The organism is Haloferax sp. Atlit-48N, from assembly GCF_003383015.2.
Taxonomy (GTDB): domain Archaea; phylum Halobacteriota; class Halobacteria; order Halobacteriales; family Haloferacaceae; genus Haloferax; species Haloferax volcanii.
This window is the reverse complement of sequence record NZ_CP137689.1, coordinates 1,418,143-1,434,467: the sequence shown is the minus strand read 5'-3', so window position 1 is coordinate 1,434,467 and position 16,325 is coordinate 1,418,143. Positions and strand designations below refer to the sequence as shown.

The following is a 16,325-nucleotide window of genomic DNA, read 5'->3' as shown; positions in this document are numbered from 1 at the left end:
CCTGTCGCTATGACGAACATGAAACGCCGCGACGTGCTCCGTGGATTCGGTGGCGTCGCCATCGCGGGCGGACTCGCAGGATGTATGGGCGGCGGCACGGCCGACGACGAAACCGAGACGACCACGACGGCGACCCCCACGCCGACGCCGACGCCGACCTCGACGCCGACGCCGGAGCCGGAAATGGCGATGCTCCGCGTGGCGCATCTCTCGCCGGACGCGCCGAACGTCGACGTGTACGTCGACGACGCGGTCGCGCTCTCGGACGTGCCGTTCGGCGCGGTCAGCGACTACCTCTCGGTGCCCGTCGGGACCCGAACGGTGAAAGTGACCGCCGCCGGCGACGAGTCGACCGTCGCCTTCGAGGGCGACCTCGACGTCGCCGAGGCGACCTACACCGTCGCCGCGGTCGGCGAACTCTCCGAGGAGACGTTCGAACCGCTCGTCCTCGAAGACGACGTGTCGCTCCCGGCCGACGACACGGCCCGCGTCCGGGTGGTCCACGCCTCGCCCGACGCACCCGCCGTCGACGTGACCGCCGGCGATACGGTGCTTTTCGACGGTGTCTCCTTCACCCAGTCCGGGAGCGTCGAGGTGCCGGCCGATACTTACGCGCTTCAGGTCCGGGGCGACACGGAGTCGAACGACGGCGACGCGGTCGCGGAGTTCGACGTGGAACTCGCCGGCGGCACCGTCTACACGGTGTTCGCGGCGGGCTATCTGACGCCCGACGACGAGCCGGCCGACGCGGGCTTCCGGCCCGTCGCGGTCGTCGACGCCGGGTCCGGTGGCGGCGGACTCGTCCAGCGCGACGTGTCGCTCCGCGCCGCGCACCTCTCGCCTGACGCGCCGAACGTCGACGTGCTCGTCGACGGGGCGGTCGCGCTCTCGGACGTGCCGTTCGGCGCGGTCAGCGACTACCTCGCGCTGACCGCCGGCTCGCACCAAGTGACGATTCGCGCGACCGACGCGCCCGACACCGTCGTCTTCGACGAGATGCTCGACCTCGCGGCCGGCGCGTACACCGCCGCGGCGCTCGGCGAACTCGACTCGGCGGCCGACAACGGCTTCGCCGTCTCGCTCCTCGAAGACGACCGCTCGGCCCCCGCGGACGACATGGCCCGCGTCCGGGTGCTTCACGCCTCGCCAGACGCGCCCGCAGTCGACGTGACCGTCGCTGGCTCCGGGGACGCCCTCGTCGACGGCGCGGCCTTCGGCGACGCCGCGACCGTCGAGGTCCCCGCGGGCGAGTACACGCTCCAGATTCGGGGCGATACGGAGTCGAACGACGGCGACGTGGCCGCCGAGTTCGACGTCGCGGTCGAGGGCGGCCGCGCCTACACCGCCATCGCGCTCGGCTACCTGACGCCGGACGACGAGCCAGCCGACGCCGCGTTCGACCTCAGCGTCGTCGCGGACAACTGAGCCGGGGCGAGTCATCCGACCGCCCGGCGGTCGGCCTCGCTCAGCCCCACGCTTCCCCTCCGAGTGACCTCCTCTCCAACGAATGACGACGACACGACCCCGACGATTCGGACTGCCGCGCGCCCAGCGGCGGCCATGAGCGTCTGGGTCGACGCCGCGCGGCTCTCGCTCGGCGCGAGCGTCACGTTCCTCGTCGTCATGCTCGGCATCTGGGCGCGGAACTACCTGCTGTTCCGGTCGAAGCACGCGCTCGGTCTCGTCGTCTTCGGCGTCTTTCTGCTCGCACAGAGCCTCTTCGCGCTCTACTACTACCTCGTCGACCCGGCGCTGTCGGTCTGGTTCGCCACGGCCGTCCCCGCCGCGGCGTGGCGGGTGCTGATGGGAATCCACGTCCTCCAAGCGGTCGCGCTGGGGGTCCTCCTGTGGATTACGTGGGATTAAACGTTAACCCGGAGGCCTCCGAGCCTCCTTGCATGGACCGCCGAGCCCTCCTTTCGAGCGCCGCCGCGCTCTCGCTTGCCGGCTTCTCTGGCTGTCTCGCCGACGCCCGACGAACCACCAGCGGTCGAATCCGCGCCGACACCGGCCACTCGAAACTCCATCCGGCAGACGAGCGGTACGTGACCGGGTCGTTCCCCGACGACGCCGATTTCCGCGGGTGGCTCTTTTCGGACCCGCCGGCCGACCAGCGGGACGTGTTCACCGACCGCGCGATGCAGGGGCAGTACTCGAACGACCTGCTGGAAGCCGACGGCGACTCGTTCGTCCTCCTGTTCGAGGTCCGGATGCCCCGCGAGGACGCCGCGTTCTACAACGTCGCGCAGTCGCCGTCGTGGACCGGGTGGCGCGACGCCGACATCCCGATTCGGCGGTCGCCGCCGGCCGACCCCGAGGTGTTCGAGGTGGATGCCGACACGCTCGTCTGCACCCACCTCTCGACGTTCGACGTTGCGAGGGGGGCGGCCCCGACGAACGCCGCGCTCCGGGTGTTCGAGCGCGACGACGAGTCCGGCACGACCCACGGGTCCGACCCCGAACAGACTGTGGCGACCTACCGCGTCGGTCGCTGGGCGGACCGATAGCGTCGGTGGTGGCGGTGGCGGTGGCGTCGGGCCGCGAGTCGGCGTCGGAGTAAGCGTTATGTCGATTCCGAGACTTCGTTCGAACAGCATGCGACGACTCCTGACTCTGCGCCGCCCGCCCGCGGTCGGCCAGTCACGGCGCTCGGTCGTCGCCCCGTCGCCCATTATTGCGGGGCGGTAGCCTCGCACATCTCTCATCCTCGACTCCCGCCCGTATCGACTTCCGAGCGACAGCGGTCTCCCGTCCGGTGTGACCACGACCACCGGAACCCAACATGGAGCGACGCACGACCCACACCCGACAGGCGTATCGACAGCGACCAACAGACCACCGACAGCGGAGGGTCTCCCGTGTCTGAGTCCGACCCGGCGGCACGTCCCGCCGACGCGGACCAGACCCGCCGTTTTGATATATATCCGCGAGAAGGACGGGGTATGGAAGACATCGCAGACCAGTACACGCCGTCGGACGTGGAGTCCGTCGTCGGCGAGTACTGGGACGAGAACGACGCGTACGAGGCGACGAAGGAGGCACACGCCGACGACCCGTCGTTCTTCTTCGTCGACGGCCCGCCGTACACCTCCGGGCAGATGCACCTCGGCACGGCGTGGAACAAGACGCTGAAGGACGCCGTCATCCGGCACAAGCGCATGACGGGCCATCAGGTCACGGACCGCCCCGGCTACGACATGCACGGCCTCCCCATCGAGGTCAAAGTCGAGGAGGAACTCGGCTTCACCTCGAAGCGCGACATCGAGGAGTTCGGCATGGAGCAGTTCATCCAGAAGTGCAAGGAGTTCGCCGTCCGCAACCGCGAGGCGATGGACGAGGACTTCCAGTCCATCGGCGCGTGGATGGACTGGGACAACCCCTACCAGACGCTGTCGCCCGAGTACATGGAGTCCGCGTGGTGGGCGTTCTCGAAGGTCGCCGAAAACGGACTCGTCGAACAGGGCAAGCGCAGCGTCAACTACTGCCCGCGCTGTCAGACCGCCATCGCGGCCAACGAGGTCGAGTACGACGAAATCACCTCGCCGTCCATCTACGTCAAGTTCCCCCTGAAGGGCCGCGAGGGCAACCTCGTCATCTGGACGACGACGCCGTGGACCATCCCCGCGAACACGTTCGTCGCCGTCGACGGCGAGATGACGTATCAGGAGGTCCGCGCCGAGAAGGACGGTGAGAGCGAAGTGCTGTACCTCGCCGAACCCTGCGTCGAGGAAGTCCTGAAGAAGGGCCGCTACGAGGACTACGAGGTGCTCTCGGAGGTCACGGGCGAGGAGATGGTCGGCTGGGAGTACGACCACCCGCTCGACGGCGTGGTCGACGAGTACGCCGACTTCGAGGGCGCGGGACAGGTGTACACCGCCGACTACGTCGAGGCCGACCGCACGGGCCTCGTCCACTCCGCGCCCGGTCACGGGCAGGAAGACTTCGCCCGCGGGCAGGAACTCGGCCTCGACGTGTTCGTCCCCGTGGACGACAAAGGCGAGTTCACCGAGCAGGGCGGCGACTACGCGGGCACCTTCGTCCGCGACGCCAACCCGGAGGTCATCGAGGACCTCGACGAACTCGGCCACCTGCTCCACGCCGGCGAGCACGACCACCGCTACGGCCACTGTTGGCGCTGTGACACGGACATCATCTTCCTCGCCACCGACCAGTGGTTCATCACGGTCACCGACGTGAAAGAACAGCTCCTCGACAACATCGAGGAGTCCGAGTGGCACCCGCAGTGGGCCCGCGACAACCGCTTCCGCGACTTCGTGAGCGACGCGCCCGACTGGAACGTCTCCCGGCAGCGCTACTGGGGCATCCCGCTTCCCATCTGGGTTCCGCAGGACGCCGACGCCGAGGACGCACAGGAGATGATTGTCGTCGGCACGCGAGAGGAACTGGCCGAGCGCGCCGACCAGGATATCGACCCCGAGACGGTCGACCTCCACCGGCCCTCGGTCGACCCCATCACCATCACCGAAGACGGCGTCACCTACGAGCGCGTCCCCGACGTGTTCGACGTGTGGATAGACTCCTCGGTCGCCACGTGGGGCACGCTCGACTTCCCCGGCGAGACGGACGCCTACGACGAACTGTGGCCCGCCGACCTCATCATCGAGGCGCACGACCAGACCCGCGGCTGGTTCTGGTCGCAGCTCGGTATGGGCACCGCCGCGACCGGCGAGTCGCCGTACAAGGAGGTCATCATGCACGGCTTCGCCAACGACAAGGACGGCCGCAAGATGTCCAAGTCCGTCGGCAACATCGTGACGCCCGAGGAGGCCATCGACCGCGCCGGCCGCGACCCGCTCCGCGCCTACCTCCTCAGCCACGACCAGCAGGGCGTCGACCTCTCGTTCGAGTGGGACGGCCTCGCGGACACCCAGTCGACGCTCAACATCTTCTGGAACGTCTTCCGCTTCCCGCTTCCGTACATGGACCTCGACGGCTACGACCCCGCCGAGGCCGACCTCTCTGCGGGCGAACTCACCGTCGTCGACGAGTGGGTGCTCTCGCGGCTCCAGACCGTCGAGGCCGAGATGGCCGACGCGTGGGACGATTACGAGGTCTCCACCGCGCTCAACACGCTCCTCGACTTCATCACGAAGGACGTGTCGCGCTTCTACGTGAAGGCCATCCGCGAGCGCATGTGGGACGAGGAGGATTCGGCGTCGAAGCTCGGCGCGTACGCCACGCTCTCGACGGTGCTCTCGGAGTCCATCCGGCTCATCGCGCCCTACGCGCCCTACATGGCCGAGCGGATGTACCAGCGGCTCGACGGCTCGGAGACGACCGTCCACATGCTGTCGTACCCCGAGGCCGACGAGGAGCTCCGAAACGAGGAACTGGAGGCCAACATGGCCGTCCTCCGCGACGTGGAGGAGGCCGCGGCGCACGCCCGCCAACTCGGCGGCCGCAAGCTCCGCTGGCCCGTCTCGCGAATCGTCGTCGAATCCGACGACGAGGACGTCGCCGAGGCGGTCGACGCCCTCTCGGACCTCCTCGCGGAGCGCGTGAACACCCGCGACGTGCAGGTCGTCGAGATCTTCGACGAACTCGTCGAGACGGCCGAGCCGCAGATGAGCGTCATCGGGCCGGAGTTCGGCGCTGAGGCGCAAAAAATCATGGAGGCCGTCGAGGGGCTCTCGCGCGCCGCGGTCGAATCAGGCGTCGAAGTCGACGGCGAGACGTACGACCTCACCGACGAGATGGTCTCGTACCGCGCGGAACCGCCGGAACACGTCAGCGGTGCCGACTTCGAGGGCGGCACGGTCTACGTCGACACCGAACTCACCGACGACATCGAGTCCGAGGGCTACGCCCGCGACGTCATCCGCCGGATTCAGGAGATGCGCAAACAGCTCGACCTCGACGTGGAGGCCGAAATCGACGTGTCGCTCGCCGTCGACGACGAGCGCGTCGCCGGCTTCGTCGAGGAGAACAGCGACCTCATCGCCGAGGAGGTCCGCGCCCGCGAGTTCGACCTCGGAAGCGCCGAGGGCGAGACGGTCGAGACGTGGGACGTCGAAGACGTGTCGGTGACTATCGCGGTCACCCAACTCGACTGAGGCGGTCGCGCGTTTCCGTCCCTCCCCGGTCGCCGCCGGCGTTCGGCCGCCGCCGCGACCCGCGAAATGGAGGGTGCTTACCACCGATTTTTCGCAGACGCGACCGCCTCGACTTCCGACTGACCAACACTTTTGGCCTCATCGAACGTGAGGGACGGTGAGTCATGAAGAAACTCATCAACGAACCCGGAGCGGTCGTAGACGAGATGCTCGACGGGATGGTCGCGGCGCACCCCGAACTGCGCCGGCTCGACGGCACGAACGTTCTCGTCCGCGACGACGCGCCGGTCGAGGGGAAGGTCGCGGTCGTCTCCGGCGGCGGGTCGGGTCACGAGCCGACGCATGCGGGCTATCTCGGCGACGGAATGCTCGACGGCGCGGCGGCCGGTGAGGTCTTTACCTCCCCGACGGCCGACCAGTTGAACGAGATGATTCAGGCGACGGACGCGGGCGAGGGCGTCCTCTGCGTCGTCAAGAACTACGAGGGCGACGTGATGAACTTCGACACCGCCGCCGAGATGGCCGGCATGGAGGGCGTCGACGTCGAGCAGGTCGTCGTCAACGACGACGTGGCCGTCGAGGACTCGCTGTACACCTCGGGTCGCCGCGGCGTCGCGGGCACCATCTTCGTCCACAAGTGCGCGGGCGCGAAGGCCGCCGCGGGCGGCGACCTCGACGAGGTCACGGCGGTCGCGGAGAAGGTCGTCGACAACGTGCGGACGATGGGGATGGCGCTCACCTCCTGTGTCACGCCCGAGAAGGGCGAGCCGACGTTCGACCTCGGCGAGGACGAAATCGAACTCGGCATCGGCATCCACGGCGAGCCGGGCACCGAGCGCGCCGACGTCATGAGCGCCGACGAGATTACCGAACACCTGACCGAGAACGTCCTCGACGACCTCGACCTCGACGAGGGCGAGGAGGTCGTGACGATGGTCAACGGCATGGGCGGCACGCCGCTGTCGGAGCTGTACATCGTCAACCGCAAGCTCCAGTCCATCCTCGACGACCGCGGCGTCGAGACGTGGGACGCGTGGGTCGGCGACTACATGACCTCGCTCGACATGATGGGCTGTTCGGTCTCCGTGCTCCGCGTCGACGACGAGTTGAAGGAACTGCTCGGCGCGCCCGCGGAGACGCCCGGCCTGACCGTCACCGAGTAAGCGACGCGCCGCGTCGTCGGTCGCAGCGAACTCGCGCCGGCGACCCCCGACACGTCACCGATTTTTCGCGGCAGAACAGTCCCGCGGGACAAGGGATTAACCCCCGGCCGACGAAGGTCAGCCATGGCTGACGCAGAGACACAACGCGAAGCGGTGCTGGACGCGCTCGACAACGTCGCGGAGCGCCTCGCCGAGGAGAGGGAGTATCTCACGGACCTCGACTCCGCCATCGGCGACGCCGACCACGGCGCGAACATGGAACGCGGCTTCGGCAAGGCCGCCGACAAGCGCGAGGAGTTCGTCGAGATGGAGCCGAACGAGGTCGTCAAAAACGTCGGGACGACGCTCATCTCGAACGTCGGCGGGGCCTCCGGCCCCCTCTACGGCGGCTCTATCATGTTCGCTAGCCAAGAGCTCGAAGACGGCATCACCGCCGAGTCGTCGGTGGCGTTCGCCGAAGCGTACCTCGACAAGGTCAAGGACCGCGGCGGCGCGCAGGTCGGCGCGAAGACGATGGTCGACGCGCTCGTGCCCGCCGTCCACACCTACAAGAAGTCTATCGAGCAGGACGACCTCCCGCCGCTGGAAGCCCTCGCCAAGGCCGTCGATGCGGCCGAGCGCGGCGTCGCCTTCACCGTCCCCATCAAGGCGATGAAGGGCCGCGCGTCGTTCCTCGACTGGCGCTCGGTCGGCCATCAGGACCCCGGCGCGACGAGCACGCTGTTCATCCTCGAAGAGCTCCTCGAAACGGCCGAGGAGTACCTCGACGGCGAGGTCGACCGCGACGCGCGGGCCGAAGACGCGGTCGGGAGAGGCGAATGATTGGCCTCGTCGTCGTCTCGCACAGCGCGAAGGCGGCCGAGGGAATCGCGGAGGTCGCGGCGCAGATGGGCGGCGGCAACGCCCGCATCGTCCCCGCCGGCGGCGACGAAGACGGCATCGGAACCTCGCCGGACCGCATCCGCGAGGGCATCGAGGAGGCGGACGACGGCGACGGCGTCGTCGTCCTCGTCGACCTCGGCAGCGCCGTGATGAACGCGGAGCTCGCCATCGAGATGGCGATGGACTCCGAGGCGGTCATCGCGGACGCGCCGGTGCTGGAGGGGACGCTCAACGCGGCCGTCGAGACGACGAGCAAGAAGGCGACGCTCGACTCGGTCGTCGAGCGCGCCGAGGACGCCCGCGACTACCGGAAGCTGAACTGATCTGCGCTGAACCGGCCGAACTGAGTCGGTTCGTCGATTCGTGCCGGTAAAACACCGCCGCGGGAGCGGCGGGCCGTCGGTTCTTATTCTTCGTCGCCGGATTCGGGCGTCGAGAGCACTGCTTCGAGCGCGTCGAGCGCGGCCTCCGCGTCGTCGCCGTCGGCGACGAGGCGAATCTCCTCGCCGTGGCCGACGCCGAGGCCGGTGACGGCGAGCATGCTGGCGGCGGGGACGAGGTCGTCCTCGTCGGCCCGGCCGAGTTGGACGTCGGCGTCGAAGGAGTTCGCGGTCTCGACGAACTGGGAGGCGGGACGTGCGTGCAGGCCGTCTTTCGGGACGACGGTGACGATGCGTTCCATACGTCGGGTATCGACTGCGGAGCGTTATCGCTACCGGTTGCGGAACGCGGCGCAGAAAAATCGTGAACGACGGGTGCGGGGCCGGAGGCGTCCGGGTTTAGAGCCCGAGGTACGCCGAGTTCGGGATGACCCCGAGCAGGAACAGCACGCCGATGAGCAGCGAGTAGATGGTAATCGACATCGCCGGCGGGTCCACGTGCGTCCCGGAGTGCGCGTAGGCGATACGCTGGGTGAGTTCCCCGAGGAGCGCACCGATGACGCCACCGACCGCGGCGGCGACGATGATGAGCGGTTCGTTACCGCCGACCATCGGCGCGGCGACGCCCGCGAACGCCGACCCACCGAGGGTGATGTGGTGGGTGACGGGAATCTTCTCGACGCCGAGGTTCAAGAACAGCAGGCTGGCCGCCGAGATACCGTAGGCGAGGAAGAAGCTCCCCGTGATGAGCCACGCCCAGCCGCCGAGAATACCGGCCCCGAGGCCGATAACGACGATGTTGACCCACTTGTACTGGTGGGGGAGCCACGGCTCGGTCGCGGGCCGACCGCTACCGTCGCCGCGCATCTCGCCCTTCTCGAACGGCGACATGTCGAGGAGGCCGCTGCCGGCGGGCGAGCCGATGAGCGGGTAGTCGAAGGCGACGCGTGCGATGAGCGCCGTCGTCATGACCGACAGCGCGACGCTGTCGAGCGGGAGGCCGATACCGCCGGCGACCCGGGAGATGAGGAGCCCGAGGACGCCGAACAGGCCGCCGACGGCGAGGATGTCGGGCTTCGTGCCGAAGGCGTACGTGATGTCCTTCCCGAAGTGGTAGCCGCCCTCGCTGGGGTTCATGTCGGCGTACCGCTTGCCCGCGTAGGCGCTGGCGGCGACACCGCCGGCGAAGGCGATGTGCGGGCCGACGAACGGACCGAACCCGATACTGCCGGTGATACCCGTGCCGAGCTCGCCGGCGGTGACGAGGTCGGCACCTTCGAACTGTCGGATGACGATGCCCGCCGTCTCGCCGAGCAGCACGACGAAGCCGGTGAAGATGAACGACGGCAGCGCGCCGAGCGCCGCGCCGAACATGCCGCCCGCGAACGCCGCGAGCAGGAGGACGATGAACCGCTCGGTACTGACGCCGATGACCGGAATCTGGAGTGCGAATGCTTCGAACACGTGTTATTCCTCCCGTGCCCAGTCGAGCGAGCGGTCGACGGCCTCTTTCCAGCGGCCGTAGCGGTGCTCGACGTTCTGTGGGTCTTTCGGCTCGAACTCGCGGTCCACCTGCCAGTTCTCGCGGAGTTCGTCGAGCGTCTCCCAGTAGCCGACGGCGAGGCCGGCGGCGTAGGCCGCGCCGAGGGCGGTCGTCTCGTCGACCTGCGGGCGGACGATTTCCGTGTCGAGGATGTTCGACTGGAGCTGACAGAGGAAGTTGTTCTTGACAGCGCCGCCGTCGACGCGGAGACTGGAGAGGTCGATGTCGCTGTCGGACTCCATCGCCTCGGCCACGTCGCGCGTCTGGAACGCGATGGATTCGAGCGTCGCGCGGACGATGTGCTCACGGCGGGTGCCGCGGGTCATGCCGACGATGGTACCGCGGGCGCGCTGGTCCCAGTGGGGCGCACCGAGGCCCGTGAACGCGGGGACGAAGTAGACGCCGTCGGTGGACTCGACCGACCGAGCGAGCTTCTCGGACTCGGCGGCGTTGTCGATGAGCGTCATGTCTTCGAGCCACTCGATAGCCGCGCCCGTGATGAAGATGGAGCCTTCGAGGGCGTACTGGACCGGCTCACCGGAGCGCTGGAAGCCGACGGTGGTGAGGAGGCCGTGTTCGGACATAACCGCCTCGTCGCCGGTGTTCATCAGCATGAACGAGCCGGTGCCGTAGGTGTTCTTCGCGTCGCCGGCGTCGAAACAGGTCTGGCCGAACAGTGCGGCCTGCTGGTCACCGAGCGCGCCGGCGACGGGGACTTCCGCGCCGAGGAAGCCGTCGGCGTCGGTCGTGCCGTAGTAGTCGTCGTCGGACGACGGGCGGACCTCGGGGAGGAGTTCGCGCGGGACGTTGAACTCGTCGAGGAGTTCGTCGTCCCACTCCATGTCGTGGATGTTGAACAGCATGGTCCGCGACGCGTTCGTCACGTCCGTGATGTGGTTCCCCGTCAGATTGTAGATGAGCCACGTGTCGATGGTCCCGAAGGCGAGTTCGCCGTCGGCGGCGCGGTCTCGGATATCTTCGGGTCGGGAGCGCTGGAGCTTGATGGGGTCGGAGTTGTCCAGCAGCCACTCGGCTTTCGTCGCAGAGAAGTACGCGTCGGGTTCGAGCCCCGTCTTCGCGCGCACGTCGTCGGTCTTGCCCTCCGCTTCGAGCGTCTCGATGCGGTCGGTCGTCCGACGGTCCTGCCAGACGATGGCGTTGTGAATCGGCTGTCCGGTCTCACGGTCCCAGACGAGCGTCGTCTCGCGCTGGTTCGTGATGCCGATGGCTTCTAACTGCTCGGCGTCGAGCCCGGCGCTCGAAAGCGCCGCGTCGATGACCTGCTTCGTGTTGTCCCAAATCTCGTTTGCGTCGTGTTCGACCCAACCGGGCTCCGGGTAGATCTGTTCGTGCTTCTCGTAGGCGTTGGCGACCACCTTGCCGTCGTGGTCGAACACCATGAACCGCGTGCCTGTGGTACCTTGGTCGATGGCACCGACGTAAGTTTCTCCTGACATTTCTAACCAACCTCGATACGAACTCTCGGTGTGAGAGTCCTACCACTACAAACGTGTACAAATTATATGATAAATGTTTCTTTACTACTGCCCCGCATACTGTGGCGTTTGTATTCGGGGTAGAGGGCTTGTACCCACTGTATTCGGGAGTTTTATTTCACACGGGCGCTTTTTTCGACCGTTTTAACCATCGGGTCGGTCCGGCGAACAGAACGACCGCGTCCGCCGATTAACGGGGAAAAACGGCGATTAACCGGCAACACGGTCCTCTAAACCGCCGCCGAACCGGCGCGCGCGCCGAGCGCGACGCGGCCCGAGTGGTGCGGCGCTCGAACGCGTCCCGTCCGTCAGTTGTGCGCGCGAGTCAGACCAGCGCCTCTTCGAGGAGCTGGAGCGGGTGCTTGATGTCGTAGCCCGTGCCGTGTTCCATCTGCATCGAGCAGGTGGGGCACTCGGTCATGCCGACGCTCCCCTGGGCGTGCTCCATGTGGTCGAACATGTCCGCGCCGATCTGCATCGACTTGTCGTACTTCTCTTCCTTCCAGCCGTAGGTGCCGGAGATGCCGGAACAGGAGTCGCCCACGTCCTCGATTTCGACGCCGTCGAGCTGGCGGAACAGCTCGACCGCCTGCCGGTCGAGGCCCTGATTGCGGCCGTGACACGGCGCGTGGTACGCGAACGCCTGGTCGTCGACCGAGGCCTCGCGAACCGCGCCTTCGAGGTCCTCGTGGATACGGAGGTACTCCAGCGCCTCGTAGGTGTGCGCCGAGAGGTCCTCGATACCGTCGATGTCGAACAGTTCGGGGTACTCCTGGCGGAGCGACATCGAACAGGAGGTACACGACGCGATGATGTCGTAGCCCTCGGGGATGAGCCCCGCGAAGTTGTCGACGTTGATGCCGGCGGCGCGCTTGGCGTCGTCGAGCATCCCGTTTGCGAACATCGGCGTCCCGGAACAGCGCTGCTTGGGGACGACGACCTCGTAGCCGAACGACTCGAAGACGCGGACCATCGCCTTGCCCACCTCGGGCGTGTTGTAGTTGGAGTAACAGCCGTGGAAGTAGGCGACGCGCTTTTCCTCGGAGCGGACCTGCGGGCCGCCGCGTTCGTTCCACCACTCGCGGAACGTCTGGGTGGCGAACTCGGGGAAGTCGCGCTCGGCCGTGATGCCGAGCACTTTCTCGTTTATCCGCTGGACGACCGAGTTGCCCATGACGGCGTTCGCCAGCCGCGGGAACATGCTGCCCAACTGGGCGAGCGTGCCGTAGTTGGCGAGGATGCGGTTGCGGATGTACTCCCGCGAGAGCTTGTCCATCTGCTCGTCGACGTACTCGCCGCGGGCCGTGTTGTGCATCTGGCTGAGCGGGACGCCCGAGGGACAGGCGTCGTCACAGCGCATGCAGTTCGAACACGACATGATGGAGTCGTCGACGGCCTCGTCTTCCTTGCGCTTGAGCCGCCACTGCTCCGGTCCCTGGAACTTCGGCCCGGGGAACTCGTCGTCGACTTCCGCGACCGGGCAGGACACGTCGCAGGCGGTGCACTTGTAACAGTTGTCCGCGCCGGGACGGAGGTCCATATCGGTGCTGTCGGGGAACACCTCGACGGCCTCGAAGTCGTCTGTCTGTGCGTCGGGGGTCAAAGTCGGGTTGCCTGGGGATTCTGCGTCACTCATCTGGTTGCCTCCTCGCCCGCGAGTCGGCCGGCGACGGCACCCGTCGCCAAGGAGACGCCGCTCGCGGATTTCTCGCGCGCCACGTCGGCACCGCCGACGACGCCGCCCGCGGCGCGCAGGTTCTCGAAGTGCGGTTCGCCGTCTTCGTCGGTCGGTCGGAGTTCGTCGTCGGGGACGACGCCGAAGCGCGCGAACGCGTGGTCGCCGAACGCCTCGGGGGCGGACCAGTCGTAGCGGTCCTCGGGGTGCGGGACGTGACAGCCGAAGACGGGCTCCGTGACCGATTCGCGGTCGGAGTCGAGGCCCTTGCCGACGAGGCCGCCCGTCGCGAGGACGACCTGGTCGGCCGAGTAGGGCGTCGGTCGGCTCTTCTGGTCGACGACGACGGTCTCGACGCGGCCGGCGTCGGCCTCGAAGTCGACCGCCGGGTTGCCCGCGGAGATGCGGACGCCCGCCTCGTCGAGCGCGTCGAACAGGATGTCTTCGAGCTTGAGTCCGAGCAGGCTCGGCGGCCCGGTCGGCACCTCGAAGACGGGGACGCCGAGTCGGTCGGAAAGCTCCGCGCGGACGTCCTCGTCGTGGTCGTCGCCGAGCATCGCCGGGAAACCGACGCGCGACTCGCCGTCTAACTCGTCGGCGACGGTGTCAGCGAGGACGGAGCGGACCGTGCCGCCGTCCACGTCCTCGTCGCGGTCGAGCGCCTTGGCGAACCGGGTCACCTTCGCGTCGGCGCGGAACCGCTTGGGGAACTCGACGGTGACGCCGCGGGCCGAAAACGGCACGCCGGCGGCCGCGAGGTGGTCGGCCGCGACGGGCGCGTCGAAGTCCGTGAGACCCGCGAAGCCGACGAGCAGCGTGTCGCCCGACGAACTGGCGAGGCCGGGCGCGACCGACGCGGGATACCGAGCGGTCGGCTTCACCGCACCGCCGTGGGTCATCACGAGCGCGTTCGAATCGGTGTGGCCGCCGCGGTAAGCGTCACCGACCGCCTCGTCGAAGATGCGGAGACCGGCGCGGACGCCGTCCTCGCCGACGACGCGGTAGGGGTGGCCCTCCGGGAGCGCGTCGAGGCCGGCGTAGGGGTCCGAGAGGGGACCGTCGCCGCCGGCGTAGCCGAGCACGTCCACGAGGCCGCTTGCCTGTCGGAGCGTACTCTTCTTGTGGGCGAGCAGGCGCACGCGAGCGCCCGTCTCCGCGGCCGAGAGCGCGGCCGTGCAGGCGGCGATGCCGCCGCCGATGACGAGCACGTCGTCAGTTATCGCCATCTGCACCTCCGAGCGCGTCGTCGTCCGCGCGGTCCGCGGCCCGTTCGCGGCCGCCGTCTGCCACCGCGCCGCCGGACGCGACGCCCGAGGCGTCGCCCTCCGACGCGCCGCCGTCGTCGAAGGCGGCGAAGTCGATATCGGCGTCGGCCGCGGCGGGGTCCTCGTCGCGGTTCATCGTCGCCGCGTGGAGCATGTGCTTCAGCGCGGTCTGGGAGAGCTGCGTGCCCCACATGGCGTGGCGCTCGCCCTTCCAGCGCTCCTGATAGAGGTCGTCGAGGGAGGCGCGGACGGTCTTTTCGTCGTACTCGGGCGCGAGTTCGTTCGCCATCCGGTGACAGCAAATCGCGCCCTGACAGTTGCCCATCGAGGCGCGCGTCTGGATGCGCACGGAGTTGAGGTCCGTGCCCGCGGTGTCGAGGGCGTCCTGAATCTCCGCGCGGGTGACGGCCTCGCACTCGCAGACGACCGGGTTGGGGTCGACGCTGTTGAGGACTTCGTCGGCGCGCGAGCCGAGGCGCTGGGCCGACCGGCGGCCGATGGGCGACCGCAGGCCGAAGTCGTCCATGTAGTCGCGGAGGACGGTGAAGTCCTCGCTGCCCGGTAGCGGCTCGTCGGCGGTGCGGCACTCGGCGTCGACGCCGAGCTTCTCGCAGACGTGGTCAGAAATCTGTTCGGCCATCATCCGGTAGGTCGTGAGCTTGCCGCCGACGATGCTCGTCATGCCCGGCAGGTCGTCGCGGTCGGCGTGGTCCAACAGGAAGAACTCGCGGGTGATGTCCGTCGGGTCCTCCGTGCCGGTGCCCGGCGGCTCGTACAGCGGGCGGACGCCCCAGAAGGAGCGAATCGTCCGCGCGTCGGCCAGCATGGGCACGAGCTCCGAGAGCGTCTCTATCATCAGGTCGACTTCCCAGCCCTCCTCGGGGTAGTCCTCGGGGTCTTCGACTTCCTCGTCGGTCGTCCCGAGGATGCACGTCGTCTCGTGGGGGACGATGATGTCGGCGTCGCCCTTCGGCCGGCAGCGGTTGACGACCGTGTCCACCTGCCGGGTGTTCATGATGGTCATGACGCCCTTCGACGGGCGGACCTCCACGTCGACGCCCGCGAGGTCACCGATTTGGCCGGCCCACGCGCCCGTCGCGTTGACGACGTAGTCGGCGCGGATTTCCTCGACCTCGCCGGGTTCGCCGTGGACGTACGGGCCGGTGCCGGTCTGGTGGGTGACCTCGACGCCGACGACCTCGCCGCCCTCGACGAGCACGTCCGTGACCTCGGAGTGCGTCTCGATGCGCGCGCCGTGTTCGACGGCGCTCGCGGCGTTCGCCACGCAGAGGCGGAACGGGTCGACCGCGCCGTCGGGGACCTTGATGGCGCGCTTGATGTCCTTCGCGAGGTACGGCTCTATCTCGCGGGCTTCCTCGGCGGACAGCACTTCGGCCGGAATACCGCACTCGCGGCAGCCCTCCAGTTTCTTCTCGAAGTACTCGTCGGAGTCCTCGGGGCGCTGGACGAACAGCCCGCCCGTCATCTCGACGCAGTGGCCCGCGATACGCCGCAGGACGCGGTTCTCTTCGATACACTCCTTGGCGGACGGCTGGTCCGACACCGCGTACCGGCCCCCGCTGTGGAGGAGTCCGTGCATCCGCCCCGTCGTCCCGTGTGTGAGGTTCCCCTTCTCGACGAGGGTCACGTCCAGCCCGCGCATCGCGAGGTCGCGCGCGATGCCCGTGCCGGTCGACCCCCCGCCAATGACGAGGACGCTCGGCGATTTTTTCATCTGTCTTTCGTGAGGTAGGACCGACGGCACTTTATTTTACCTTCACTCGTCTCGCGCCCCGTTCGTCTCACAGAACGGACCACTTCACAGACCGGAATGCCATCGTAGTGGT

Annotated in this window: 13 protein-coding genes; 7 read left to right on the top strand and 6 right to left on the bottom strand. The window is 68.0% G+C overall.

Features of this window, described 5'->3' with window-relative positions; all coding sequences use genetic code 11:
* Nucleotides 1-9: 9 nt before the first annotated feature.
* The 7 genes from DEQ67_RS07765 to dhaM all read left to right on the top strand — a co-directional run bounded on the left by DEQ67_RS07765 (nucleotide 10) and on the right by dhaM (nucleotide 8,442).
* On the top strand, nucleotides 10-1,425 hold the full coding sequence (locus DEQ67_RS07765; RefSeq protein WP_115802610.1) for a DUF4397 domain-containing protein: 1,416 nt from the start codon (nucleotides 10-12) through the stop codon (nucleotides 1,423-1,425).
* Between the two features lie 135 nt (nucleotides 1,426-1,560).
* Entirely contained in the window at nucleotides 1,561-1,866 is a 306-nt protein-coding gene (locus tag DEQ67_RS07760) for a hypothetical protein (RefSeq protein ID WP_115802609.1), read from the top strand.
* A 32-nt stretch (nucleotides 1,867-1,898) separates the two neighbouring features.
* Nucleotides 1,899-2,507 (top strand): hypothetical protein, encoded by a 609-nt coding sequence (locus DEQ67_RS07755; protein ID WP_115891247.1) that lies wholly within the window; start codon nucleotides 1,899-1,901, stop codon nucleotides 2,505-2,507.
* A 435-nt stretch (nucleotides 2,508-2,942) separates the two neighbouring features.
* Nucleotides 2,943-6,074 (top strand): isoleucine--tRNA ligase, encoded by a 3,132-nt coding sequence (gene ileS, locus DEQ67_RS07750; protein ID WP_115859850.1) that lies wholly within the window; start codon nucleotides 2,943-2,945, stop codon nucleotides 6,072-6,074.
* Between the two features lie 164 nt (nucleotides 6,075-6,238).
* Nucleotides 6,239-7,237, top strand: coding sequence for a dihydroxyacetone kinase subunit DhaK (gene dhaK, locus DEQ67_RS07745; RefSeq protein ID WP_115859852.1), 999 nt, complete (start codon nucleotides 6,239-6,241; stop codon nucleotides 7,235-7,237).
* A 123-nt stretch (nucleotides 7,238-7,360) separates the two neighbouring features.
* Nucleotides 7,361-8,059 carry a dihydroxyacetone kinase subunit DhaL gene (gene dhaL / locus DEQ67_RS07740; protein WP_004041423.1) on the top strand — a complete coding sequence of 233 codons (699 nt, stop codon included), beginning with the start codon at nucleotides 7,361-7,363 and terminating at the stop codon, nucleotides 8,057-8,059.
* Nucleotides 8,056-8,442 carry a dihydroxyacetone kinase phosphoryl donor subunit DhaM gene (gene dhaM, locus DEQ67_RS07735; protein WP_004063261.1) on the top strand — a complete coding sequence of 129 codons (387 nt, stop codon included), beginning with the start codon at nucleotides 8,056-8,058 and terminating at the stop codon, nucleotides 8,440-8,442. The genes dhaL and dhaM overlap by 4 nt, the downstream gene beginning before the upstream one ends.
* An 83-nt stretch (nucleotides 8,443-8,525) precedes the next feature.
* On the opposite strand, the gene ptsH1 is transcribed toward dhaM, so the two are convergent.
* From ptsH1 to glpA, 6 genes are all read right to left on the bottom strand, one after another.
* Nucleotides 8,526-8,801, bottom strand: a complete 276-nt coding sequence (gene ptsH1 / locus DEQ67_RS07730; protein ID WP_004063262.1) for a phosphocarrier protein HPr — start codon at nucleotides 8,799-8,801, stop codon at nucleotides 8,526-8,528.
* A 97-nt stretch (nucleotides 8,802-8,898) separates the two neighbouring features.
* Nucleotides 8,899-9,963, bottom strand: coding sequence for a hypothetical protein (locus DEQ67_RS07725; RefSeq protein WP_004063263.1), 1,065 nt, complete (start codon nucleotides 9,961-9,963; stop codon nucleotides 8,899-8,901).
* 3 nt (nucleotides 9,964-9,966) lie between these two features.
* On the bottom strand, nucleotides 9,967-11,499 hold the full coding sequence (glpK, locus tag DEQ67_RS07720; RefSeq protein WP_004063264.1) for a glycerol kinase GlpK: 1,533 nt from the start codon (nucleotides 11,497-11,499) through the stop codon (nucleotides 9,967-9,969).
* 364 nt (nucleotides 11,500-11,863) lie between these two features.
* Entirely contained in the window at nucleotides 11,864-13,174 is a 1,311-nt protein-coding gene (locus DEQ67_RS07715) for an anaerobic glycerol-3-phosphate dehydrogenase subunit C (RefSeq protein ID WP_049896069.1), read from the bottom strand.
* Entirely contained in the window at nucleotides 13,171-14,439 is a 1,269-nt protein-coding gene (gene glpB / locus DEQ67_RS07710) for a glycerol-3-phosphate dehydrogenase subunit GlpB (RefSeq protein ID WP_115802731.1), read from the bottom strand. Before glpB ends, DEQ67_RS07715 begins: the two co-directional genes overlap by 4 nt.
* The gene (gene glpA / locus DEQ67_RS07705) at nucleotides 14,426-16,213 is read right to left on the bottom strand and encodes an anaerobic glycerol-3-phosphate dehydrogenase subunit GlpA (RefSeq protein WP_115859854.1); all 1,788 of its coding nucleotides are present in this window, start codon (nucleotides 16,211-16,213) and stop codon (nucleotides 14,426-14,428) included. The genes glpB and glpA overlap by 14 nt, the downstream gene beginning before the upstream one ends.
* Nucleotides 16,214-16,325 lie beyond the last annotated feature (112 nt).